This window comes from Mesorhizobium sp. Cs1299R1N1, from assembly GCF_037179655.1.
Lineage (GTDB): Bacteria > Pseudomonadota > Alphaproteobacteria > Rhizobiales > Rhizobiaceae > Mesorhizobium > Mesorhizobium salmacidum.
Window position 1 is genome coordinate 364,434 of record NZ_JAPYKR010000007.1, and the last position, 22,319, is coordinate 386,752.

Sequence of the window (22,319 nt, forward strand, 5' to 3'; positions counted from 1 at the left end):
ACTGTGTCCCTTGGCCGTTTTTCAACGGCACCCTGCTAGACCGGCGTCAGGCAGGGAGACAACAACAATGAACACGCTTCTGTGCGGCGCGGCCTTCTTGGCCGTGATGGTCTTGCCGGCCGCGGCCGAAACACCCTACGACCGCAATCTTGAAAAGGCGGCGCTAGGCATTGTCGCCGGCAAGATTGGCGATATTCGCGGCGGCTTTTCCTACAAGCAGGTGCCGCAGCTTGTGGTGTTGCCGGAGGCCGCACCTCCGTCCGCTGTTGTGACCAAGCATCCAGGTGAACAGGCGTCGGGGAACCGGGACGATGGTCTGTCTCCCGCTGTCGAGCGCCAGGTTTTACGGACCATCTTTTAAAACCACATGTCGCGCACACAGCGACCATCGCGGGGCAGATCGTCGTAAGTGTCGAGGCCATCGAAATGGTCGATCGGCAAGTCGGCGACGGCTTCGGGTGGTGCCAGCCGCACATTGACTGCGATCCGTATTCGGCCAGAATCGCTGGCGCGCAAGCCGCGCCATGCCAGCACGCAGGCGCATATCGGGCAGAACAGGATTTCAAGTGACGGTGTGTCCTTTCCGGCGCGCGTATAGCTGGCCGTCCGCCCTGAAACGCGAATGCGTTCGTTGACATAATCATAGGCCCAGAGCGCGCCATAGCGGCGGCAAAGCGTGCAGTTGCAGGCCGTCACCGGGCCGGGATCGCCTTCCAGGGTCCAGTGGGCCGCGCCACAGTGGCAGGTTCCCGTCAGCATTCGTCCTCCTTCGTGTTGCAACAACTGGGAACCCTCTTCGACTGATATTCTGCCGGACCCGATGCGATGCGCGCAAGCCGCGGCTTGGCTCGCTGCACCAGCCACTCTCGCACGACGTCACCTTGTTCGGTGTAATGTTCTTGCCTTCACCGCAGGCTTTCGTCACAGAAGGCCGATGAATTCGCCCCTGCCAGCCAGCACACGCCAACGGCTCGACGACCTGCTCGTCCAGCGCGGGCTGTTTGCCAGCCGCTCGCGTGCCCGCGACGCGGTCGAGCGCGGCACGGTGACGGTTGACGGCGCCATTGCCCGCAAGCCCGGTCAGAACGTTTCGCCGCAATGCCTTGTTGTCATCGATGATCCGGCGCAAGGCTATGTCTCGCGCGCGGCGCTCAAACTTATTGGCGGACTGGACCATTTCGGCCTCGACCCCGCTGGCCGCGAAGCCCTCGACATCGGCGCCTCGACAGGCGGGTTCACCCAGGTGTTGCTCGAACGCGGCGCCTCCCATGTCACGGCAATCGATGTCGGGCACGGCCAGATGCATCCTGATGTCGGCGCTGATCCGCGCGTAACCGTGATCGAAGGCCTGAACGCACGCGATCTCACGGCCGCCGATCTTGCCGGTCGCAGTCCGGATTTCATCGTTTCCGACGTCAGTTTCATCTCGCTGAAACTTGCGCTGCCGCCGGCGCTTGCTCTTGCCAGGTCCGGTGCCGGCGCGGTCTTTCTGGTCAAACCGCAATTCGAGGCGGGCCGCGAGGCGATCGGCAAAGGGGGTCTGTTGAAGGATCCTTTCGATGCCGCCCGTGTCGCGGGCCTGCTGCAGGATTGGCTGGATGCCGTTCCCGGCTGGCGTTCGCTCGGCCTGCATCTGTCGCCGATCGAAGGTGGCGACGGCAATCGCGAATTCCTGCTCGGTGGGGTCAAGGACCGATGAGCGCACGCTTCACAATACGAAAGCTCGGATCGCAGGGCGACGGCATCGCCGAAACCGAAAGCGGCGATCTGTTCATTCCCTTCACGCTGCCGGGCGAGACCGTCAACGCCGCGCGCGAAAGGGATCGTGCGGCGCTGATGGCGGTGCTGGAGGCCTCGCCGCTGCGCATCGAACCCGCCTGCCGCCACTTCACCGAATGCGGCGGTTGTGCCCTCCAGCATCTGGAAGCCGAAGCCTACCGACAGTGGAAGCGTGAAAAGGTGGTGCACGCATTGAAGGGCAAGGGCATCGAGTGCGAAATCGGAGAGTTGGTCGCCTGCGCACCGCGGTCGCGCCGCCGTGTGGTGCTTGCCGCCCGGCGCACCGAAACAGGCATGTTGCTCGGCTTCAATCGCCATCTGTCGCCGGAGATCATCTCCATATCCGAATGCCCGATCTCCCTGCCCGAGATCGTCGCGGCACTCGGTCAGCTGAGGGCGCTGGCCGAATTGATATGCGCCACCACCAAATCGTTCCGGATGGCGGTCACCGTCACGGGTTCCGGCCTTGACATCGCGGTGCATGAGTCCGGCAAGCTTGGCGAACACCAGCGCCGTATCGCCTCCAATTTTGTCATTGCGCAGGGCTTTGCCAGACTGTCCATCGATGACGAGATCGTCATTGAGCCAAGGAAGCCTGTCGTCATGTTCGGCAGCGTCGCGGTGGCGCTACCGCCGGGCGCCTTCCTGCAGGCGACCGAGGCAGCCGAACAGACCATGGCCGAGATCGTCGGCGGACATCTGAAGCGTGCAAAAAAGGTCGCCGACCTTTTTGCCGGTTGCGGCAGCTTCGCCTTGCGGTTGGCCGCGACGTCGGAAGTGCACGCGGTCGAAGGCGATGCGGCCGCACTTTCGGCGCTCGACCGGGGATCCCGCTTCGCGACAGGCATCAAGCGGGTGACGGGCGAGCGTCGCGACCTGTTTCGCCGGCCACTGACGTTCAAGGAGTTGAACGCCTTCGACGGCTTGGTCTTCGATCCGCCGCGCGCCGGTGCCGAGGACCAGTCGAAGCAGATCGCCCGCTCGGATGTTCCATTCATTGCCGCGGTGTCCTGCAACCCGGTAACGCTGGCTCGCGACCTGCGCATCCTCATCGACGGCGGCTACACCTTGAAAAGCGTGACGCCGATCGACCAGTTCCTGTGGTCGCCCCATGTCGAAGCGGTTGCGCTGCTGGGGAAGCCAAAGCGGCGGCGGTAGTTCACGACCGTCGGTTCGCAGGAATTTCTGAAGCCTCTGTTCTTTCGACGAAATTGCGCCCTAAAGCCGCCTTTGTGCGGGCTTCTAATTTCGCATCTTTGGGAAACATTTCGGCCTATTCGTCGTTACTAATATGAATCGATGGCGATAGCGGACATGCAGACGCTTCAGAAATTCATCGGCCTCATCGTCGCTCTTATCTTTTTCGCGGTCAGCTCCGCGACCGGAGCCCTCGCGCAAGGTGAAAAGCGCCTGGCGTTCGTCATCGGCAATGGCGCGTATCAGTCCGGCGAGCTCGCCACCGCCGCCAATGATGCGGGCCTGATCGCGCAGACCTTGCAGGCGGCGGGGTTCGATGTGGTGGGGGCGCGCGATGTCGATCAGGAATCGCTGCGCGGCGCATTGCGTGATTTCCTCGGCAAGGTCTCCGCCGCCGGTCCCGACGCGATTGTCTTCGTCTATCTCGCCGGCCACGGCGTGCAGTTCGAAGGCGAGAATTACTACTTGCCGATCGATGCCCAGATTGCCAGTCCAGCCGACGTGCCACTTCAGGCGATGCGGCTCTCCGATGTCACCAAGTCGCTGGCCGGATTGCCGACAAAGGTCAACATCGTCGTGCTCGACGCGGCGCGGCCAAATCCCTTCCCGAAGTGGAAAGAGCCGCTGGCCGGCGGCCTTGCGTTGGTCGATCCCGATCCGAACATGCTGATTGCCTTCAACGCCGCTCCCGGAACGGTCGCGCCCGAAGGCAAAGGGCCCTACGGCGCCTATGCCCAGGCGCTGGCCGAGATGATACGCGAGGGCGGATTGTCGCTTGACGACGTGTTCGACCGCACGCGACTGCGCGTCAACGAGGTGACACAAGGTGCGGAAGTGCCGTGGAACGCCTCGAAAATCACCACGCCGTTCGTCTTCTTCGACCGTGCCGCGGACGCGCCCGCGCCCAAGGTTTCGGAGGCCGAATCCCGGTCCAATCGGACCAGGGCGATCCGCGACTTCAACGCTCATGACGCCTATGTCGCGGCTCTCGACCGCGACACGATGCGCGGCTACGAAGATTTCCTCGGCGCTTATCCACACGATCCGATGGCCAAGCGCGTGCGCGCCATCATCGCCGCGCGGCGCGAGGCGATGACGTGGCGCGAGACCTGGCTGCAGGACACGCCGGAAGCCTATTGGTCTTATTTGCGGCGCTATCCGCATGGTCCGCATGCTTGGGACGCGCGCCGGCGGCTCGAACATTTCGATGCGGCCCTGGAGCCGCCGGAGGAATTCACCGTCTATGAGTATGATTTGCCGCCGCCGCCGGAGGAGGAAATCGTCTACGTCGACAGGCCGGTGCTCTATTTCGACGATCCCGATTTCGACTTCGAGCCGCCACCGCCGATCGCGGTGATCTTCCTGCCGCCGCCGCCGCCGGATTTCGTCGTGCTGGTGGCGCCGCCGCCGCCGGTCGACGTCTTCGTCCTGCCAACGCCGGTGTTCGTGCCGATCCCTGCGTTCATCAACCCGCCGCGTCACATCGTGCCGCCGCCGAACGACATCATCTTCAACAACATCCACAACACGACCGTCATCAACAACATCAACACGACGATCAAAAACGAGACCATCAATCACAATGCTCAGGGTGGCCTCACTACAGGCCAGAACACGGCCGGAGGCACGGTTGGGGCCGGCTCGGCTGCACTGGCGGCCAGGGTCGCGCTGCCGCCGCTGCTGAAAAAGAGAGCGGCCATGTCCGGTCAGGCCCTGTCCAATCAGGCCCCGTCCAATCAGCAACAGGGTGGCTTGCCGCAGAAGCCTGGCCAGCGTGTGATACAGGGCCAGCAGCCTGGTGCCGCGACTCCGCTGTCGAAGAACTTGTCGACCGGCAAGCTTGAAACCGACCACGCACTGCCAGGAGCCAACGGTAAAAAGCTGCCGCTCGTCAACGGCAAGCCGGCGCTGAACGGCGAGAATTTGCCCAGCAATAAGTCCAGGAAGCAGCTTGGCAAGCCAGGCATCGTAGGCGGCAACCAAGAGGCGACCGGAAATGCCGGTGCTGCTGTTACCGGAGAGCAGGGCACGGCTCAGCAGGGCAAGAAGTTCCGCAAGCTGCCGACCGTCAACGGTGCTCCGGCCGAGAACGGGCTGAGTGCCGAGGAGAGGTTCAGGAAAAACAATCCGAACGCCTTCTCGGACCAGAACACCGGCAAACCGAAAAAGCTGATGCGCAGGGACTTGTCCGCCGGTCAGTCCGCTGTCGAACCCAACGATCAGGGCCTGGCCAGTGGAAAGGACAAGGGCAGGAAGTTGCGCAAGGTGCCGACCGTCAACGGTGCGCCGGCCGAAAATCGGCCTGGCGTGCAGGAGCGGCTCAGGAAGAACAATCCGGAGGTGTTCTCCAAGCAGGATCAAGGCCCGGCCAGCGGAAACGACAAGAGCAGGAAGTTCCGCAGACTGCCGACCGTCAATGGTGAGCCAACCGACAACGGATCGGGCGTGCAGAAACGGTTCAGGAGGAACAATCCGGCCGTGTTCTCCGACGAGAATCAGGGCTCCGCCGGCAGGAACGACAGGGGCAGGACGTTGCGCCGGCTGCAGAACAGCGAACAGGGCGCCGCCGGCCCGGAGGTTAACGTCCAGCGCAACCTCAAGATCAGGCCGAACGAGAATGCGCAGCGTCAGTTGAAACCGGAAAGGCCTAACGAGCAGGTGCTCCGGCCGCAGAGATCGGAGCCGAAGCCGGAATTCCGCGCGCAGCCGAGACAGCAGATGCAAGAGCGGCGTCTCCCGCAGGAGCAGCCGCCACAGCAGCTCAAGAAGAAGCCGTCTTGCGGACAGCAGGGCGAACCGGCCTGCAACCAGTAAGCTGTCGCGGCCGGGGTCACCTTCCCGTTCGCCGGGCGCACATCCCGCCCGTGACCTTGCGAGAGAGGGTATCGCTGGTTTGTGGCGCGTCAGCCCGTCAAAGGCGGTTCGCTCCGGCCGCTCAAACTACGAGCTTGGCGGCATCCGTCAGGTTTTTGGCGTGCCGCCTCGCTGGTTGAGCGAAACCCAGATGTTCGGGTTCTGTTGCGATTGGCGTTTCAGGAAATAATAGCCGGTTGCATTCCAGGGGCGGATTTCGTCGACCATATTGTCCAGGATGAGATCGCCCTTGTCGGTCTTCACCGTCAGGATGGTGTGACCCTCATTGTTCAGGTCGCGCACCACCGTCATCAGCAGCGCCTGCCGGGGAAATCCCGCCTCCCGAAGAAGCTTGCGCTTGTAGAGCGCGTAGATCTTGCAGTCGCCCTTGCCGTCCACCGGATAATCCCAGTGGTCCATCGTCGTGCCCCAGTGATCGTAGTTGCTGACGGGCTTGATGGAGCGGTTCGCCTTTTGGTTTATCCGTTTGAGGATGCTCAGGTTCTGCGCTGTCAGCTTGACGCTCGTGGCGGGCAGGGCCGGCACCTTGCACTCTTTCGGCCGGCGATGGCAGAAATCGACCCAACCGTACGGAACGCTGGTGCGTCCCCCGACCGCGACTGAGTTTGCACCGGCCGCGGGTTGCGTCGATGTTCGCTTGAACCATGTCGACTGCGCAGCCGCCGGGCTGACACAGAGCGACGAAATACCAACCAACGAAACGACGCCAAAGAGGAAGGAAGAGGTCAGGACGTGAGGGAAACGCAGCACTGCCAACACCACCGCAACGAGAAGACTGGCGACAAGCTAAAGCGCAAACGCCAGTTCGGGCAATTGAACAATTAATAATATCCTAACACGATTGTGTTTCGCATAAGGCAGAGGTTGCCGCGCCGTAGGTTGGCATCAACGCCTCAGACCCTCGTGCCGCCGACCGTCATCTGGTTCATCCTCAGATGCGGCTGGCCGACGCCGACGGGTACGCCCTGGCCGGCCTTGCCGCACATGCCGATGCCATTGTCGAGCTTCATGTCGTTGCCGACCATCGTGATGCGGTGCATGGCGTCAGGCCCGTTGCCGATCAGCATGGCGCCCTTGATCGGCTGCGTCACCTTGCCGTTCTCGATCATGTAGGCCTCGGTGCAGCCGAACACGAATTTGCCCGACGTGATGTCGACCTGGCCGCCGCCGAAGGAGACGGCATAGATGCCGTTCTTGACGGAAGCGATGATCTCGTCCGGCTCCATGTCGCCTGAGGTCATGTAGGTGTTGGTCATGCGCGGCATCGGCTGGTGCGCATAGCCTTCACGCCGGCCGTTGCCGGTGGCTTTCATGCCCATCAGCCGCGCGTTCTGCCGATCCTGCATGTAGCCGACCAGCTTGCCGTCCTCGATCAAAACGTTGCGGGCCGAAGGCGTGCCTTCGTCGTCGACGGTGAGCGACCCGCGCCGTTCGGGGATGGTGCCGTCGTCAACGACGGTGACGCCCTTGGCGGCCACCTGCTGGCCCATCAGGCCGGCGAAGGCCGAGGTCTTCTTGCGGTTGAAGTCGCCTTCCAGTCCGTGCCCGACGGCTTCGTGCAGCATCACGCCCGGCCAGCCGCTGGAAAGTACGATGTCGAAAGTGCCGGCCGGTGCCGGGATCGCCGCCAAATTGACCAGCGCCTGCCGGAGCGCCTCCCTGGCGGCGTGCTTCCAGCTATCCTCGACGAGGAAGTCGCCGAACGCCTTGCGTCCTCCCATGCCATAGGAGCCGCTCTCCTGGCGGTCGCCATCGCCGACGACGACCGAGACGTTGACGCGGACCAGCGGCCTGATATCGCGCACCACCTGGCCGTCGGCACGAACGATCTCGACATGCTGCCAGGATGCGGCGATCGAGGCCGTCACCTGGCGCACGCGTGGATCCTCGGCGCGCAGCCAGGCGTCGATGTCCTGCAGCAGCTTCCCCTTGGCCTCGAAGGAAGGCGAGGGGATCGGATTCTCGTCGCCATAGAGATGGCGGTTGGTGCGGGCGGGGGCTGCGGCAAGCGTCCCGGAATAGCCACCCTTGACGGTCGACACGGCTTCGGCCGCGCGCAGCAGCGATGCCTCGGACAGGTCGCTGGAATGGGCGTAGCCGCTGGCTTCGCCCGCGACCGCACGCAGGCCGAAGCCCTGGTCGGTGTTGAAATTGGCGGTCTTGAGCCGGCCGTTGTCGAACATCAGCGCTTCGCTTTCGCTGTATTCGAGGAAAAGCTCGCCGTCGTCGGCTCCCTTGATGGTGTCGGCGACGATCTGCTTGATGCGGTCGTCTGAAATGTCGAATTGGCCGATCAGGCTGTTCATGGCGCGTCCGTCCGTGGGATGATTGCTTTCCCCCGATGTAGGCGTGAAGCCGCGCCCACACAATCGGCAATGAAGATCAGTGCCGACGAATGACATCGTCGGGTTATGCAAGCCATGCTTCTGGGTCGGCAAAAGCCGCGTCCAGGTCTGGTTCAGGAGCCGCGATCAGGGCAGGGCGGCAAAGCCGTCGGCGAAACCCTTGAGGTCGACCGGGATGCCGATGCCTTCCTCAGGCGTCTGGAAGACGATGAACGTTGCCGACGTGCCGGTCTTCAGCGTGTCGAGCAGCGGCTTTTCGAGAATGACCTCGGCGTAGCAGCCGTCCTGGAAGCAGCGCACGAAATAGGCGCGGCCGATATCCTTGCCGTCGACGTTGAGGCCGAGCCCGTTCGGCAACAGCACGCCGAGCGGCGCCAGCACGCGCAGGATCTCGGCCTTGTTGTCGGCGGTGCGCAGCACGACGACCGAAAGCCCCATCTCCGGACGGTCCTCGGCGACGACGTTCTGCATCATCACGCATTGTTCCGCGGTGGCGCCGGCCGGCGTGTCGCAGATGATCGACCAGGCGCCATGCGTCGAGCGCACCGTGCCGCTCGGCTGGGCGGCATTGGCCTGACCGGCCGCGAACAGGCCGGCCGCGGACAGGACGGCGAGAAACACGGCGTTCGCCAGGGTTCTCGAAAGTCCCGGTCGCGTATGCCTCAGTCTCGAAAGCCAAGAGTTCATGACGGCTCCATTGCGAATCACGGCACTTTAAGCCGCGCCAATACCAAGTAAAGGACGAGACCGCGGCCGGACTGTCCCGAAACAGGCAATACGGCGCTTTTCCCTGCCAAATTCGCCTGAATTACGACGCTTTGCGGGCGCCGCCAGCATAGGGCGGACAGACCGCCGAACATACTCGATTCGCTACCATGGCCATTGCCCTGGAAGAGCTATGTCAGCTTGCGCGCAAAAATGCCGCACGGTTTCGACCGCTCCTTTCTTGCGGAGGGAAAAAGAGTATGGTTTGAACCAGCTTGAGACTGTCGGGATTCCCGTCCCGGCATTGTTCGTTATTCTCGTTGGCACCGCCGCGAGGAACTGGGAGGCGAAGAGGGCGATGAGAAATTTCCTAGCTAGCGGCAGGTTTCTAGCAAGTGCCAAGTTTCTGAGTGCTTGTGCCGCTGCCACGATTTTTGCAGGCACATCCGCCCATGCCGATCAGCCCGTGGAGTGGGAGACCACCTTCCAGGCGCCGGCGACCGACATGATGCGGCAGATCGAGTGGTTCGGAAACTACACGATGTGGTTCATCGTTCCGATCACCATCCTGGTGCTGCTTCTCCTCGCCTACTGCATCGTGAGGTTCCGCGCGAGCGCCAACCCGGTTCCCTCCAACACCAGCCACAACACGCTGATCGAGGTGATCTGGACCGTCGGCCCGGTCGTCGTCCTGCTCTGTCTCGCCATTCCCTCGTTCCAGCTCTTGACCGCGCAATACACGCCGCCGGAAGAGGCCAAGCTGACGGTCAAGGCGACCGGCAACCAGTGGAACTGGGATTACGAGTACCAGACCGACAACACGCTCGCTTTCAACTCCGCTATCCTCCAGGAGGGTGACCGCGCCGCCGCCGGCAAGGAGGACCGCAAGGCCTATCCGCGCCTGCTCGCTGTCGACAATGAGCTGGTGGTGCCGGTCAACACCATGACCCGCGTGCTGGTCACCGCGACCGACGTGATCCACTCCTTCGCCATGCCGTCCTTCGGCATCAAGATCGACGCCGTTCCGGGCCGCACCAACGAGACCTGGTTCAAGGCGGAGAAGGAAGGCCTGTATTATGGTCAGTGCTCGCAGCTCTGCGGCAAGGACCACGCCTTCATGCCGATCGCCATCCGTGTCGTCTCGGATGCGCAGTTCAAGACCTGGCTGGCGGCAGCCAAGACCAATCTGCCGGGCGCCAACAAGACGCTCATGGCCGAGGTCGATGGCCAGAACAAGGTAGCGGCCGCCGGCAATTGATGTCGCGGGTTAGCAAGATTTAGGGAACGGAGCGGAACATGGCAGACGCTGCAGCTCACGACGGGCACGACCATAAGCCGTATCATGGCTGGGTGCGGTGGGTTTATTCGACCAACCACAAGGACATCGGTACGCTCTACCTGATCTTCGCGATCATGGCCGGCATCATCGGCGGCGCGCTTTCGGTCGCCATCCGCATGGAGCTGCAGGAGCCTGGCATCCAGATCTTCAGCGGCCTGGCGCAGATGGTCTATGGCATGAACGGTGACGCCGCGATCGACGGCGGCAAGAGCATGTACAATGCCTTCGCCACCGCGCATGCCCTGATCATGATCTTCTTCATGGTCATGCCGGCGCTTATCGGCGGTTTTGCCAACTGGATGGTGCCGATCATGATTGGTGCTCCCGACATGGCGTTCCCGCGCATGAACAACATTTCGTTCTGGCTGCTGCCGCCGGCGTTCATCCTGTTGCTCACCTCGATGTTCGTTCCGAGTGCGCCTGGCGCCTTTGGCGTGGGTGGCGGCTGGACGCTCTATCCGCCGCTGTCGACTTCGGGCCAGCCCGGACCGGCCATGGATCTGGCGATCCTGTCGATCCACATCGCCGGCGCCTCGTCGATCCTCGGCGCCATCAACTTTATCACCACCATCTTCAACATGCGCGCGCCCGGCATGACCCTGCACAAGATGCCGCTGTTTGCATGGTCGGTGCTGATCACCGCATTCCTGCTGCTGTTGTCCTTGCCGGTTCTGGCCGGTGGCATCACCATGCTGCTCACCGACCGCAACTTCGGCACGACGTTCTTCGCGCCTGATGGCGGTGGTGACCCGATCCTGTTCCAGCATCTGTTCTGGTTCTTCGGTCACCCGGAAGTCTACATCCTGATCCTGCCGGGCTTCGGCATCATCAGCCACGTCATCTCGACCTTTTCGCGCAAGCCGGTGTTCGGTTATCTCGGCATGGCTTACGCGATGGTCGCGATCGGCGCCGTCGGCTTCATCGTCTGGGCGCACCACATGTACACGACCGGCCTGTCGCTCGACACGCAGCGCTATTTCGTCTTCGCCACCATGGTCATCGCGGTGCCGACGGGCGTGAAGATCTTCTCCTGGATCGCAACGATGTGGGGCGGGTCGATCTCGTTCAAGACGCCGATGCTGTGGGCGTTGGGCTTCATCTTCCTGTTCACCATCGGCGGTGTCACCGGCGTCCAGCTGGCCAATGCCGGCCTCGACCGGTCGCTGCATGACACCTATTTCGTCATTGCCCACTTCCACTACGTGCTGTCGCTGGGCGCGGTGTTCGCCATCTTCGCGGGCTGGTATTACTGGTTTCCGAAGATGACCGGCTACATGTATTCGCCTGTCATCGCCAACACCCACTTCTGGGTCACCTTCGTCGGCGTCAACCTGATCTTCTTCCCGCAGCATTTCCTCGGCCTCGCCGGCATGCCGCGCCGCACCATCGACTATCCCGACGCGTTTGCCGGCTGGAACTATGTGTCGTCCATCGGTTCTTATATCTCGGCCGTCGGCGTCCTGATCTTCCTCTACTGCGTGTTCGAAGCGTTCCAGAAGAAGCGGGTGGCCGGAGCCAACCCATGGGGCGAGGGCGCAACGACTCTCGAATGGCAGCTGCCTTCGCCGCCGCCCTTCCACCAGTGGGAGCAGCTGCCGAAGATCAGGTAAGGCGGCTCCCCTCGAATGCAAAACCGCCGGTCCGCCGGCGGTTTTGGCCAACGGAATAATGGACTTGAGTACGCATGGCCCTAGTCGACAAAACCAGCATTGACGAAGCGGGCTTCCGCATGTCGGAAGCGACGGCGGGCGATTTCTTCGCCCTCCTGAAGCCGCGCGTCATGTCGCTGGTGGTGTTCACCGCCTTTGTCGGGCTGGTCGCGGCACCGGTGACCATCAACCCGCTGCTGGCGGTGATAGCCATTCTGGCTATTGCGATTGGGGCTGGCGCGTCGGGTGCTCTCAACATGTGGTACGACGCCGACATCGACGCGGTGATGACCAGGACCGCCAGCCGCCCAATCCCGTCCGGTCGTATCCAGCCGCACGAGGCGCTCAGCTTCGGCCTGGTCCTTTCGGTCCTGTCGGTGATGACGCTCGGCGTGCTGGTCAACTGGCTGGCCGCGACGCTGCTGGCCTTCACCATCTTCTTCTATGCCGTCGTGTACACGATGTGGCTGAAACGCTCGACGCCGCAGAACATTGTCATCGGCGGTGCCGCGGGCGCCATCCCGCCGGTTATCGGCTGGGCCGCGGCGACCGGATCGGTCAGCCTCGAAAGCATCATCCTGTTCCTGATCATTTTCCTGTGGACGCCGCCGCATTTCTGGGCGCTCGCGCTGTTCAAGTCCGAGGACTATGGCCGCGCCGGCATCCCGATGATGCCGAACGTTGCCGGCCATGCATCGACCCGCCGTCAGATTTTCGCCTACGCACTGGTGCTGGCCCCGGTCGGCGTGCTGCCCTGGCTGCTCGGCTACACGACGCCATTCTATGGCGTGGCCGCTCTGCTGCTGGGCGTTGGTTTCGTCTGGTATGCCTGGAAAGTGCTTGGCATGGCCGACGACGACCGCGCCATGAAGCCGGCCAAGGCCCTGTTCGCCTATTCGCTGCTCTATCTCTTCGCCATCTTCGCCGCCTATCTGGCCGACTGTGTCGTCGAACGCGCGCTTGCCATGGGTGGGGCATGACTATGGTCGAGAAAGAACTCGAGACGGTCACCTTGACCGATCGCCAGAAGAAGGCCCAGCGCAGCCGTTCCATTGCGATAGGCGTAGCGCTGGCTCTGCTGGTCGTGATTTTCTACATCGCCACGATCGTGAAGTTCGGCCACAATTTGTCGGGCAAGATGTGATGAGCGTCGAGACGCCCAGAAAGACGGCCGGCAAGACCAGCAACCGCGTCGTCGCGGCCGTCTGCCTCGCCTTCTTCACCGGCATGATCGGCATGGCCTATGCCGCCGTGCCGCTCTACAAGATGTTCTGCCAGGCGACCGGTTACGGTGGTACCACGCAGCGTGCCGAGAGGCAGTATGCCGGCCGCGTGCTTGACCGCGAGGTCACCGTCCGCTTCGACGCCAACATTGCCGGCGTGCCTTGGGAATTCCAGCCGGTCCAGCGCTCGATGACCATGAAGATCGGGCAGACAGTGCAGGCGCATTATCAGGCGACCAACAAGTTCAATCGCCCCGTCACAGGCCGCGCCACCTTCAACGTGCAGCCGGAACTGGCCGGTCCGTACTTCAACAAGGTCGAATGCTTCTGCTTCACCGATACGACGCTGAAGCCCGGCGAGACGCTGGACATGCCGGTCCTGTTCTATGTGGACCCCGACATCGTGAATGTGCCGGAACTGAAGGACATCAAGACGATCACCCTGTCCTATACGATGTTCCCGGTCGAGAAGAACAAGCCGGTCGCCTCCTCGCAGCCGGCCAAGGGCACCAGCAAGACAGTTTCAGATACCGAAGGAAATCTCGGGGGTTGATATGGCAGACGCGCACGCAAAACCACACCATGACTACCATCTCGTCGACCCTAGCCCGTGGCCTTTCGTGGGATCGGTCGGGGCGCTTGTCACCGCTTTTGGCGGTGTCTGCCTCATGGAATACCTGAAGGGCGGCTCCTTCCCGATCTTCGGCTTCAACATCGCCAATCCGTGGCTGTTCTTCATTGGCATCGTGATCGTCCTGTACACCATGTTCGCCTGGTGGTCTGACACGATCAAGGAAGCGCATGAGGGCCACCACACGCGCGTCGTGTCGCTCCACCTGCGCTACGGCATGATCATGTTCATCGCCTCGGAGGTGATGTTCTTCGTCGCCTGGTTCTGGGCCTATTTCGATGCCAGCCTTTTTGCCGGGGAGGTGCAGAACTACGCGCGCCATACGTTTACCGGTGGTGTCTGGCCGCCGAAGGGCATGGAGGTTCTCGATCCCTTCCATCTGCCGCTTTACAACACCGTCATCCTGCTGCTGTCGGGCACCACGGTCACCTGGGCGCATCACTCGCTCCTCCACGGCGACCGCAAGGGGCTGGTCAACGGCCTTGTGCTGACCGTCGGCCTCGGCATGCTGTTCACAATGGTGCAGGCCTACGAGTACATGCACGCGCCGTTCGGCTTCAAGGATTCCATCTACGGCGCCACTTTTTTCATGGCGACCGGCTTCCATGGCTTCCATGTCATCATCGGCACCATCTTCCTGCTGGTCTGCCTGATCCGCGCGATGAAGGGCGACTTCACCCCCAAGCAGCATTTCGGCTTCGAGGCGGCCGCCTGGTACTGGCACTTCGTCGACGTGGTCTGGCTGTTCCTGTTTGCCTCGATCTACGTCTGGGGATCGGTCGGCGCGGTGATCGAAGGTCACTGATCCGCCTTTGGGATTCGATTTAGGAAAGGCGGCCGCGGCGACGTGGCCGCCTTCTTCTTTTCGGCGCAATGATCGTCGATCGATGGAAGATGCGGCTGATCTCGGTAATTTTCGCGTTTATCGTCTTGGCATTCCCGGCTCTTGCCGCGGACAGGGTCGATCTGGTGCGTGTCCATAAGGCGGAACGGCGGCTCGAACTGATCGGCGACGGCAAGGTCCTGCGCAGCTACGGCATTGCGCTCGGTGGGGATCCCTTAGGCCACAAGCACACCAGGAGGGCGATCAGCGCACGCCCGAGGGGCGTTATATCCTCGACTGGCGCAATCCCAACAGCATCGCGCACAAGTCGATCCATGTCTCTTATCCCGATGCCAAGGATCTGGCGGCCGCGAAGGCACGCAATGTCGATCCCGGCGGCATGATCATGATCCACGGCCAGCCGAACGGCTTCGGCTGGTGGGGCTGGCTGCTTCAATTGGTCGACTGGACCGCTGGCTGCATTGGGGTTACGGACTCCGACATGGACGAAATCTGGGCAATGGTGGCCGATGGGACACCGATCGATATCGGGCAATGACCATGAATGAAGGCAACCATGAGTGAAGACAGGGCGATCTGGCCTCCGATCGATCCGATCTCGGCCGGCTTGCACGGCCGTTGCCCGCGTTGCGGCGAGGGGCGGCTGTTTTCCGGCTTTCTCACCGTCGGCAAGCGCTGCGTCAATTGCGGCCTCGACTATTCCTACGCCGATGCCGGCGACGGGCCGGCGGTCTTCGTCATCCTGATCATCGGCTTCATCATCGTCGGCCTGGCGCTCTGGGTCGAGGTGACGCTGAGTCCGCCGCTCTGGCTGCATCTGCTGATATGGATCCCACTGGCCCTGGTGCTGTGCCTGACGGCGCTCCGGTTGATCAAGGGCGTGCTGCTCACCCTTCAATACCGCAACAAAGCGGCCGAGGGCCGGCTGGACCGCGGCGAATGAGCGACGCTTCCGTCAAGGCCGGCGGCCGTTCGCGGCCGAGATCGGCACTGTTGTTCGCCCTTGGCCTTGTGCTGTTCTTTGTCTTGCTGGCGCTTGGTACATGGCAGGTCCAGCGCCTGCACTGGAAGGAAGACCTGCTGCAGACGATCGACCAGCGCACGCATTCGGCGCCGCTGCCGCTGGCCGAGGTCGAGAAGGAATTCGCCTCGACCGGCGACGTCGACTACACGCCGGTCACTGTCACAGGCACTTTCCTGCATTCCGGCGAACGACATTTCTACGCGACCTGGGAAGGGGATGCCGGCTTCAATGTCTACACGCCGCTGGCCCTTGACGAGGGCGGTTTCGTCCTGATCAACCGTGGCTTTGTGCCCTACGACCTGAAGGACGCCGCCAAGCGCGCCAAGGGACAGGTGGCGGGCAAGGTCACGGTCACCGGGCTTGCCCGCAACCCGCTTCCGGCAAAGCCCTCCATGATGCTTCCCGACAATGACGTGGCCAAGAACATCTTCTACTGGAAGGACCGCGACGTCATGGCCGCGAGCGCCGGCCTGCCGGCCGGCTTAACGCTGGTGCCGATCTTCATCGATGCCGACAAGACGCCAAATCCAGGCGGCCTGCCGGTCGGAGGCGTCACCATCATCGATCTGCCAAACAGCCATCTGCAATATGCTGTCACCTGGTATGGGCTTGCCGCGGCGCTTGCCGCCGTACTCATCCTACGGCTTCGCCGGCCGGCGAAAGAGGAATGAACACGAGCGATACCCTTGACAGGGCAGGGGTAGGCACCTCATTTCGGCGCTGACGAACCGGCAGGATTTAATGCTTCACACAATCGCCAAGCCTCCTCTGACGATCCGGCTCTGCCAGCCGCGCGGTTTTTGCGCGGGCGTCGACCGTGCCATCCAGATTGTCGTGCTGGCACTGAAGAAATATGGCGCGCCGGTCTATGTCCGCCACGAGATCGTGCACAACCGCTATGTCGTCGAGGGGCTGCAAAGCCTCGGCGCCGTCTTCATCGAGGAACTTTCCGAAATTCCGGCCGAACACCGGCAGTCGCCGGTCGTCTTCTCGGCGCACGGCGTGCCCAAGTCGGTGCCGGCGGACGCGCAGGCGCGCAACCTGTTCTATCTCGACGCAACCTGTCCGCTGGTCTCCAAGGTCCACAAACAGGCGATGCGTCACCAGCGGCTTGGCCGCCACGTTCTGCTGATCGGCCATGCCGGGCACCCCGAGGTGATCGGCACCATGGGGCAGTTGCCGGAAGGCGCGGTAACGCTGGTCGAGACCGAAGCCGATGCCGCCCGGCTTGCGCCGGCCGATCCCGAGGCACTAGGTTTCGTCACCCAGACAACGCTCTCGGTCGAGGATACCGCCGGCATCATCCGCGCGCTGCAGGAGCGCTTTCCGGACCTGCAAGCGCCGGCGGCGGAATCGATCTGCTACGCCACCACCAACCGCCAGGAGGCGGTCAAGGACACCGCCCCGGGGGCTGACCTCTATCTGATCGTCGGCGCCCCCAATTCCTCGAATTCGCGCCGTCTCGTCGAAGTTGCGGAACGCGCCGGCGCCGCCATGTCGCTTCTCGTGCAGCGCGCCGCTGAAATTCCGTGGAATGAGATCGGCGGCATTTCGACGCTCGGCCTGTCAGCGGGGGCATCGGCGCCCGAGATCATCGTCGACGAGATCATCGACGCGTTCCGCCAGCGTTTCGATGTGACCATCGACCTGGCCATCACGGCCACCGAAACAGAGGATTTTCCGGTCATGCGGGTATTGCGCGATGTCGAACTGACGCCGGCCGACATGGCCTTCGTCAACGGGGCCGCGTGAACGGCCATGGCGGTCTATACAGACGTTGCGGAGGGCGAACTCGGCGCTTTCCTGAAGCACTACCCGGTCGGCGATCTCCTGTCCTACAAGGGCATCGCCGAAGGCACCGAGAATTCGAACTTCCTGCTGCACACCTCCAGCGGCTCCTACATCCTGACGCTCTATGAAAAGCGGGTCGAGAAGAAGGATCTGCCTTTCTTCCTCGGATTGATGGGCCACCTCGCAAACAAGGGGGTGTCCTGCCCGCTGCCGGTGACCGCGCATGACGGCAGCGTCATCGGCATGCTGGCCGGCCGGCCGGCGGTCATCATCACCTTCCTCGAGGGGCTTTCGCTGCGGCGACCGGCCGCGACGCATTGTGCCGAGGTCGGCAAGGCACTGGCCGCGCTGCATCTGGCCGGCGCCGATTTTTCCATGAGGCGCCCGAACGCGCTCGCTCTCGATGGCTGGCGCAAGCTTTGGGATGCGTCTCGCGACCGCGCCGACGAGGTCGAGCCGGGCCTTGCGGCCGAGGTCGATGCCGACTTCGCCGATTTCGGGCAGAACTGGCCCAAGGGCCTTCCCGAGGGCATCATCCATGCCGATCTTTTCCCGGACAATGTCTTTTTCCTGGGCGAGAAGCTATCGGGGCTGATCGATTTCTATTTCGCCTGTGACGATCTCTACGCCTACGATGTCGCCACCTGCCTCAATGCCTGGTGCTTCGAGAAGGATTTTTCCTTCAATCTCACCAAGGGCAAGGCATTGCTTGCCGGTTATCAGAGCGTGCGCCCCCTGAGCGCGGAGGAGAAGGCGGCGCTGCCGATGCTGTCGCGCGGCTCGGCCCTGCGCTTCATGCTGACCCGGCTTTACGATTGGCTGACCGTCCCCGATGGCGGGCTGGTGATGAAACGCGACCCGACCGAATACATCAGAAGAATGCGGTTCCACCGGGCGATCAGATCTCCTTCGGAATATGGATTGGCATGAGCAAGCAGGTTGAAATCTTTACCGATGGCGCCTGTTCGGGCAATCCCGGCCCCGGCGGCTGGGGCGCCATCCTGCGCTTCAACGGCACCACCAAGGAGCTTTTCGGCGGCGAGGCCGAGACCACCAACAACCGCATGGAATTGCTGGCGGCCATCTCGGCGCTGAACGCGTTGAAGGAGCCTTGCACGGTCGAGCTTCATACCGACAGCAAATACGTCATGGACGGCATTTCCAAATGGATCCATGGCTGGAAGAGGAATGGCTGGAAGACCGCGGACAAGAAGCCGGTCAAGAACGGCGAGCTCTGGCAGGCGCTGGACGAGGCCAACCGACGCCACAAGGTCACTTGGAACTGGGTGAAGGGCCATGCCGGCCATACCGAGAACGAGCGTGCCGACGAACTGGCAAGGGAAGGCATGGCGCCGTTCAAGAAGGGACCTTTCAGGCCGGCGGTGTCGGCACCGAAGCCCGATATCCAGGCAAAGCAGCCGCTGGTCACGAAAGCACGTCGTTCGACCCAGAGCTATTGAGCTTCTGTTCGCGGCCGGCTGACCGGCCGGAGAATTTCTGTCATGCCGATCGCCTACTACATCACCCATCCTCAGGTTCAGATCGACGCCACCATTCCGGTGCCGGATTGGGGCCTGTCCGACATCGGCCGGGCCAGGGCGCACGCAATGCTGAACCAGCCGTGGATCGCATCGATCGGACATGTGGTGGCGTCGGGCGAACGCAAGGCCATCGAAACCGCCGAAGTGCTCGGGCGGCATCTAAATCTTGCCGTAGAGGTGAGGCCGCGGATGCATGAGAACGACCGGTCGGCGACGGGTTTCCTGCCGCCTCCGGAGTTCGAGGCGGTCGCCGATCAGTTCTTCGCCAATCCGCACGAAAGCATTCGTGGCTGGGAGCGGGCCATCGACGCGCAGCAGCGCATCGTGAGCGAGGTCGAGGCCGTACTCGATGCCGGCGCCGGCAACATTGCTGTTGTGGGCCATGGAGGCGTGGGAACACTCCTGCTGCTGTCGCTGAGTGGCAGGCAGATCAGCCGCGAAGCGGATCAGCCGTCGGGCGGCGGCAATTATTTTGCTTACAATATCGGTGCGCGCCACGTTATCCATGAATGGCAGCCGATCGACAGGCTGGAACAGCCCTGATTTTAGCGGATCAGCAGCGCCGTAACCCAAAGCCCAAGTGCGAACACCGTGTGCGAGACCAGATTGAGGGCGCGGATCTCCATCGGGTTCGGCCGCTTTGAAGCCGCCCAGCCGGCGCCCATACCTGGGGCCAACAGGAACCACCCGGCGCCGACGGTGACGATGCCGAGGATGAAGGCCGGCAGGAAGGTCGGGGAGGCCAGCCAGCCTGCGCCCGCCAGCACCACCAGGATGATGCCGTAGACGATGCCGACGAAGTAATGGAAAGCCCAGCCCAGCGCCTTCTCACGGGCGTAGGGCGCCGCATCACCGATATCGTCATGAAACACCTTGTCGCCGAGGTGCCAGACCCAGCGCCCGACCGGCCCCCAGTTCGGCCGTGGCTGGCCAAACGCCTTGTGCAGGAAGAAGGCCCAGATATCCATCAGGACGGTGGCGCCGACGCCGATCGCGATAGCGCGCCAGAAGATATCAAACATGTTGGAATCCCCTCCGGGAGCCGGCAGTTCTGGAGCGCAGCCGCATGTCGGGCGAGGCCAGCCGTTGCGGCCTCGCCTGACCGGCCGTCGAAGCTCAGAGCTGGCCGAGAATATGAGCCGCGCCTGACTCATCGACACCGGGTTTGGTCTCGACATTGAGCGCGGTGACCTTGCCGTCGTCGATAATCATCGAAAAACGCTTCGAGCGCAGGCCCATGCCGCCACCGGAGTAGTCCGCGTCAAGACCGACCGCCTTGGCGAAGTCGCCATTGCCGTCGGCGAGGAACAGGATCTTGCCTTCGCCGCCGGTGAAGCGCGCCCAGGCGCCCATGACGTGGACGTCGTTGACTGAAACGACTGCGATGGTGTCGACGCCACGCGCCAGCATCGCGTCATGGTTCTCGAGATAGCCGGGCAGATGGTTATTGCTGCAGGTCGGCGTGAAGGCGCCGGGAACGCCGAACAGCACCACTTTCTTGCCCGGAAAAATCTCGGCCGACGTGATCGGCTTCGCGCCGTCGGCCGTCATGGTCTTGAAGGTCGCCTTGGGCAGCTTGTCGCCAACAGAGATGGTCATGAGTTCCTCGCTTGGGGAATGGGGAAGGACGCGTGCTTGCCTAGCGAACTCGGTGGCTTCCCGCAACCATCGCGGCAGTAGCTTCAGTATATGTCGCCCAAAAGTGCGCAGCGATTTTGGGCTAACGACATGTACAAGGAGATGACCTTGGAGCGCATCGTACGGGTTCGTTTCAATACGACGCGCTTCAAGGGAAAGGCAGCAGCCCTTCGACCGCGCCCGCCGAACTCGTCAGCGTATAGTGGAGCCCGCCGCCCGTCGGCGTCGTCGAGGGGCGATCGAGGATCGGCACGGTGAAGATCAACTTGCCGTCTTTTTCCGCGCGGGAGGAGGTGCCGAACATATAATCGCGCTCGCCGGCGACGAAGAAATCCGCTGCCCGCGGATCGCCAGGGAAGCTCGCCTCGACAACCAGCGTTTCGTGATCGCCCGGCAGCACCTTGACGCCAAAATCGGGTTTTGCAGGTGCCGGCAATGCCGTGAAACTCGCCTTTACCAATGCCGCGTCGTCGGCATTGTCGGGATCGGAAGCTGGGTCGACGCTCAGCCGTGTCTGCACCGGGATGCAGATGGTTTCACAAATGCCGAGAAAAATGTCGGCATCGATGACGGCCGGCTGGTCCGGCGTCGCCAGCGTGAACGTCACCGGCAGCGAAACCGGATAGTTGTAGCCGGCCCATTTGCCATAACCATCGTCGTGGCGCTGCGGTGCGGGAAACGACAGTGTCGCATCGGCAATATTGGTGCTGGCCGAAATGTCCAGCTGCGGCGGCACACCTGCGTCACCCGGATCGCGCCAGTAAGTCTTCCAGCCGGGTTTGAGCGCGATATCGAGAACACCCTGAATGCGGCCGGCGTCGTCCGGCTTGCCGCTGGTCACAAGCCGCACCTTGCCGCCTTCGCTGTTGTACCAGGCGGATGAGGAGGCGGTGGCGGGGAGGGCGGCCGCCAATCCGATGGCAGTACCGAGCAACAGGATTTTCAAGCTTTGCATGGCGATGATTTGATCGTCCCTTCGTGGCCGCGCAATGATTTCATGGCCCTTGCCGATATCATATTTGCGTGACCTTCGCGGGCAAGCCAAGGCCGGCCCCGCAATGTGGGCTTTGGTCGAATCCGGTACTGCGCATCTTTTCGGCGCCCGGGAAACGCGTTACGCTCCCTGGCATGGATTTGTTGCGCCACAAGAAGACAGCCGCCGGACGCGGCTTTCTCGACGATCAATTCCTGATTGCCATGCCCGGCATGAAGGACGATCGTTTCACGCGCTCGGTCATCTACATCTGCGCCCACAGCGACGAAGGCGCGATGGGCCTGATCATCAACCAGACGCAGCAGATGCTGTTTCCGGACCTTTTGGTGCAGCTCGGCATCATGAACGAGCTGGAGGCGATCCGCCTTCCGGCGCAGGCGCGCGATTTCGTCGTGCGCAATGGCGGGCCTGTCGACCGCAGTCGGGGCTTCGTCCTGCATTCGGGCGACTACCGCGTGGACTCCTCGCTCACCGTTTCCGACGACATCTGCCTGACTGCGACCGTCGACATATTGCGGGCGATATCGTCAGGGCGAGGGCCGCGCCGCGCGCTGATGGCGCTCGGCTATTCGGGTTGGGGCGCCGGCCAACTGGAAACCGAGATCGCCGAAAATGGCTGGCTGACTTGCCCGGCGACGCCGGAATTGCTGTTCGACGCCGATATCGAGCGCAAATACGACCGGATTCTCGCCTCGATCGGCATCGATCTCGCCCATCTCAGCCTGGCTGCCGGCCACGCCTGAGA

Annotated in this window: 24 protein-coding genes and 1 pseudogene; 18 read left to right on the top strand and 7 right to left on the bottom strand. The window is 62.7% G+C overall.

Annotated elements, in window-relative coordinates:
* The first annotated feature begins 67 nt into the window (after positions 1–67).
* Entirely contained in the window at positions 68–361 is a 294-nt protein-coding gene (locus O7A70_RS18025) for a hypothetical protein (RefSeq protein ID WP_337141586.1), read from the top strand.
* On the opposite strand, the gene O7A70_RS18030 is transcribed toward O7A70_RS18025, so the two are convergent.
* On the bottom strand, positions 358–759 hold the full coding sequence (locus O7A70_RS18030) for a GFA family protein (RefSeq protein WP_140745692.1): 402 nt from the start codon (positions 757–759) through the stop codon (positions 358–360). The genes O7A70_RS18025 and O7A70_RS18030 overlap by 4 nt on opposite strands.
* Positions 760–934: 175 nt before the next feature.
* Here O7A70_RS18030 and O7A70_RS18035 point away from each other — a divergent pair, with 175 nt between their 5' ends.
* From O7A70_RS18035 to O7A70_RS18045, 3 genes are all read left to right on the top strand, one after another.
* Positions 935–1,699 (top strand): TlyA family RNA methyltransferase, encoded by a 765-nt coding sequence (locus O7A70_RS18035; protein WP_337141588.1) that lies wholly within the window; start codon positions 935–937, stop codon positions 1,697–1,699.
* Positions 1,696–2,937, top strand: a complete 1,242-nt coding sequence (locus O7A70_RS18040) for a class I SAM-dependent RNA methyltransferase (protein WP_337141589.1) — start codon at positions 1,696–1,698, stop codon at positions 2,935–2,937. The genes O7A70_RS18035 and O7A70_RS18040 overlap by 4 nt, the downstream gene beginning before the upstream one ends.
* 156 nt (positions 2,938–3,093) lie before the next feature.
* The gene (locus O7A70_RS18045; protein WP_337141590.1) at positions 3,094–5,790 is read left to right on the top strand and encodes a caspase family protein; all 2,697 of its coding nucleotides are present in this window, start codon (positions 3,094–3,096) and stop codon (positions 5,788–5,790) included.
* Between the two features lie 147 nt (positions 5,791–5,937).
* Here the strand turns inward: O7A70_RS18045 and O7A70_RS18050 are convergent, their stop codons facing one another.
* From O7A70_RS18050 to O7A70_RS18060, 3 genes are all read right to left on the bottom strand, one after another.
* Entirely contained in the window at positions 5,938–6,612 is a 675-nt protein-coding gene (locus O7A70_RS18050; RefSeq protein WP_337141591.1) for a transglutaminase-like cysteine peptidase, read from the bottom strand.
* A 131-nt stretch (positions 6,613–6,743) separates the two neighbouring features.
* Complete coding sequence (gene tldD, locus O7A70_RS18055; RefSeq protein ID WP_337141592.1) at positions 6,744–8,156, bottom strand: metalloprotease TldD; 1,413 nt, start codon at positions 8,154–8,156, stop codon at positions 6,744–6,746.
* A gap of 165 nt (positions 8,157–8,321) precedes the next feature.
* Positions 8,322–8,882 carry an invasion associated locus B family protein gene (locus tag O7A70_RS18060; protein ID WP_337141593.1) on the bottom strand — a complete coding sequence of 187 codons (561 nt, stop codon included), beginning with the start codon at positions 8,880–8,882 and terminating at the stop codon, positions 8,322–8,324.
* 259 nt (positions 8,883–9,141) lie between these two features.
* On the opposite strand from O7A70_RS18060, the gene coxB reads away from it, so the two are divergent.
* From coxB to O7A70_RS18125, 13 genes and pseudogenes are all read left to right on the top strand, one after another.
* Positions 9,142–10,158 carry a cytochrome c oxidase subunit II gene (gene coxB, locus O7A70_RS18065; RefSeq protein ID WP_337141594.1) on the top strand — a complete coding sequence of 339 codons (1,017 nt, stop codon included), beginning with the start codon at positions 9,142–9,144 and terminating at the stop codon, positions 10,156–10,158.
* A gap of 38 nt (positions 10,159–10,196) precedes the next feature.
* On the top strand, positions 10,197–11,849 hold the full coding sequence (gene ctaD, locus O7A70_RS18070) for a cytochrome c oxidase subunit I (protein ID WP_140507797.1): 1,653 nt from the start codon (positions 10,197–10,199) through the stop codon (positions 11,847–11,849).
* 74 nt (positions 11,850–11,923) lie between these two features.
* A complete protein-coding gene (locus tag O7A70_RS18075; protein WP_337129847.1) occupies positions 11,924–12,868 on the top strand; it encodes a heme o synthase in 945 nt (314 codons plus the stop codon).
* Between the two features lie 2 nt (positions 12,869–12,870).
* Positions 12,871–13,032 (top strand): hypothetical protein, encoded by a 162-nt coding sequence (locus tag O7A70_RS18080; RefSeq protein WP_127873161.1) that lies wholly within the window; start codon positions 12,871–12,873, stop codon positions 13,030–13,032.
* Complete coding sequence (locus O7A70_RS18085) at positions 13,032–13,664, top strand: cytochrome c oxidase assembly protein (protein ID WP_337141595.1); 633 nt, start codon at positions 13,032–13,034, stop codon at positions 13,662–13,664. The genes O7A70_RS18080 and O7A70_RS18085 overlap by 1 nt, the downstream gene beginning before the upstream one ends.
* Before the next feature lies 1 nt (position 13,665).
* Positions 13,666–14,547 (top strand): cytochrome c oxidase subunit 3, encoded by an 882-nt coding sequence (locus tag O7A70_RS18090; RefSeq protein WP_027142360.1) that lies wholly within the window; start codon positions 13,666–13,668, stop codon positions 14,545–14,547.
* A gap of 68 nt (positions 14,548–14,615) precedes the next feature.
* A pseudogene (locus O7A70_RS18095) lies at positions 14,616–15,124 on the top strand (L,D-transpeptidase family protein).
* An 18-nt stretch (positions 15,125–15,142) separates the two neighbouring features.
* Positions 15,143–15,529, top strand: a complete 387-nt coding sequence (locus O7A70_RS18100; RefSeq protein ID WP_027142361.1) for a DUF983 domain-containing protein — start codon at positions 15,143–15,145, stop codon at positions 15,527–15,529.
* Positions 15,526–16,281, top strand: a complete 756-nt coding sequence (locus O7A70_RS18105; protein WP_337141596.1) for an SURF1 family protein — start codon at positions 15,526–15,528, stop codon at positions 16,279–16,281. The genes O7A70_RS18100 and O7A70_RS18105 overlap by 4 nt, the downstream gene beginning before the upstream one ends.
* A 70-nt stretch (positions 16,282–16,351) precedes the next feature.
* A complete protein-coding gene (ispH, locus tag O7A70_RS18110) occupies positions 16,352–17,362 on the top strand; it encodes a 4-hydroxy-3-methylbut-2-enyl diphosphate reductase (RefSeq protein ID WP_337141597.1) in 1,011 nt (336 codons plus the stop codon).
* A gap of 6 nt (positions 17,363–17,368) precedes the next feature.
* Entirely contained in the window at positions 17,369–18,331 is a 963-nt protein-coding gene (locus tag O7A70_RS18115; protein WP_337141598.1) for a homoserine kinase, read from the top strand.
* The gene (gene rnhA, locus O7A70_RS18120; RefSeq protein ID WP_027142365.1) at positions 18,328–18,861 is read left to right on the top strand and encodes a ribonuclease HI; all 534 of its coding nucleotides are present in this window, start codon (positions 18,328–18,330) and stop codon (positions 18,859–18,861) included. Before O7A70_RS18115 ends, rnhA begins: the two co-directional genes overlap by 4 nt.
* Before the next feature lie 42 nt (positions 18,862–18,903).
* Positions 18,904–19,485 carry a histidine phosphatase family protein gene (locus tag O7A70_RS18125; protein ID WP_337141599.1) on the top strand — a complete coding sequence of 194 codons (582 nt, stop codon included), beginning with the start codon at positions 18,904–18,906 and terminating at the stop codon, positions 19,483–19,485.
* 2 nt (positions 19,486–19,487) lie between these two features.
* On the opposite strand, the gene O7A70_RS18130 is transcribed toward O7A70_RS18125, so the two are convergent.
* The 3 genes from O7A70_RS18130 to O7A70_RS18140 all read right to left on the bottom strand — a co-directional run bounded on the left by O7A70_RS18130 (position 19,488) and on the right by O7A70_RS18140 (position 21,535).
* Entirely contained in the window at positions 19,488–19,964 is a 477-nt protein-coding gene (locus tag O7A70_RS18130; RefSeq protein ID WP_337141600.1) for a DUF2938 domain-containing protein, read from the bottom strand.
* 94 nt (positions 19,965–20,058) lie between these two features.
* Entirely contained in the window at positions 20,059–20,541 is a 483-nt protein-coding gene (locus O7A70_RS18135; protein ID WP_337141601.1) for a peroxiredoxin, read from the bottom strand.
* A 187-nt stretch (positions 20,542–20,728) separates the two neighbouring features.
* Positions 20,729–21,535: a protein-disulfide reductase DsbD domain-containing protein gene (locus tag O7A70_RS18140; RefSeq protein WP_337141602.1), complete on the bottom strand. Its 807-nt coding sequence runs from the start codon at positions 21,533–21,535 to the stop codon at positions 20,729–20,731.
* 173 nt (positions 21,536–21,708) lie between these two features.
* Between O7A70_RS18140 and O7A70_RS18145 the strand changes: the two genes are divergently transcribed.
* Entirely contained in the window at positions 21,709–22,317 is a 609-nt protein-coding gene (locus tag O7A70_RS18145) for a YqgE/AlgH family protein (protein ID WP_027142370.1), read from the top strand.
* Positions 22,318–22,319: the final 2 nt, after the last annotated feature.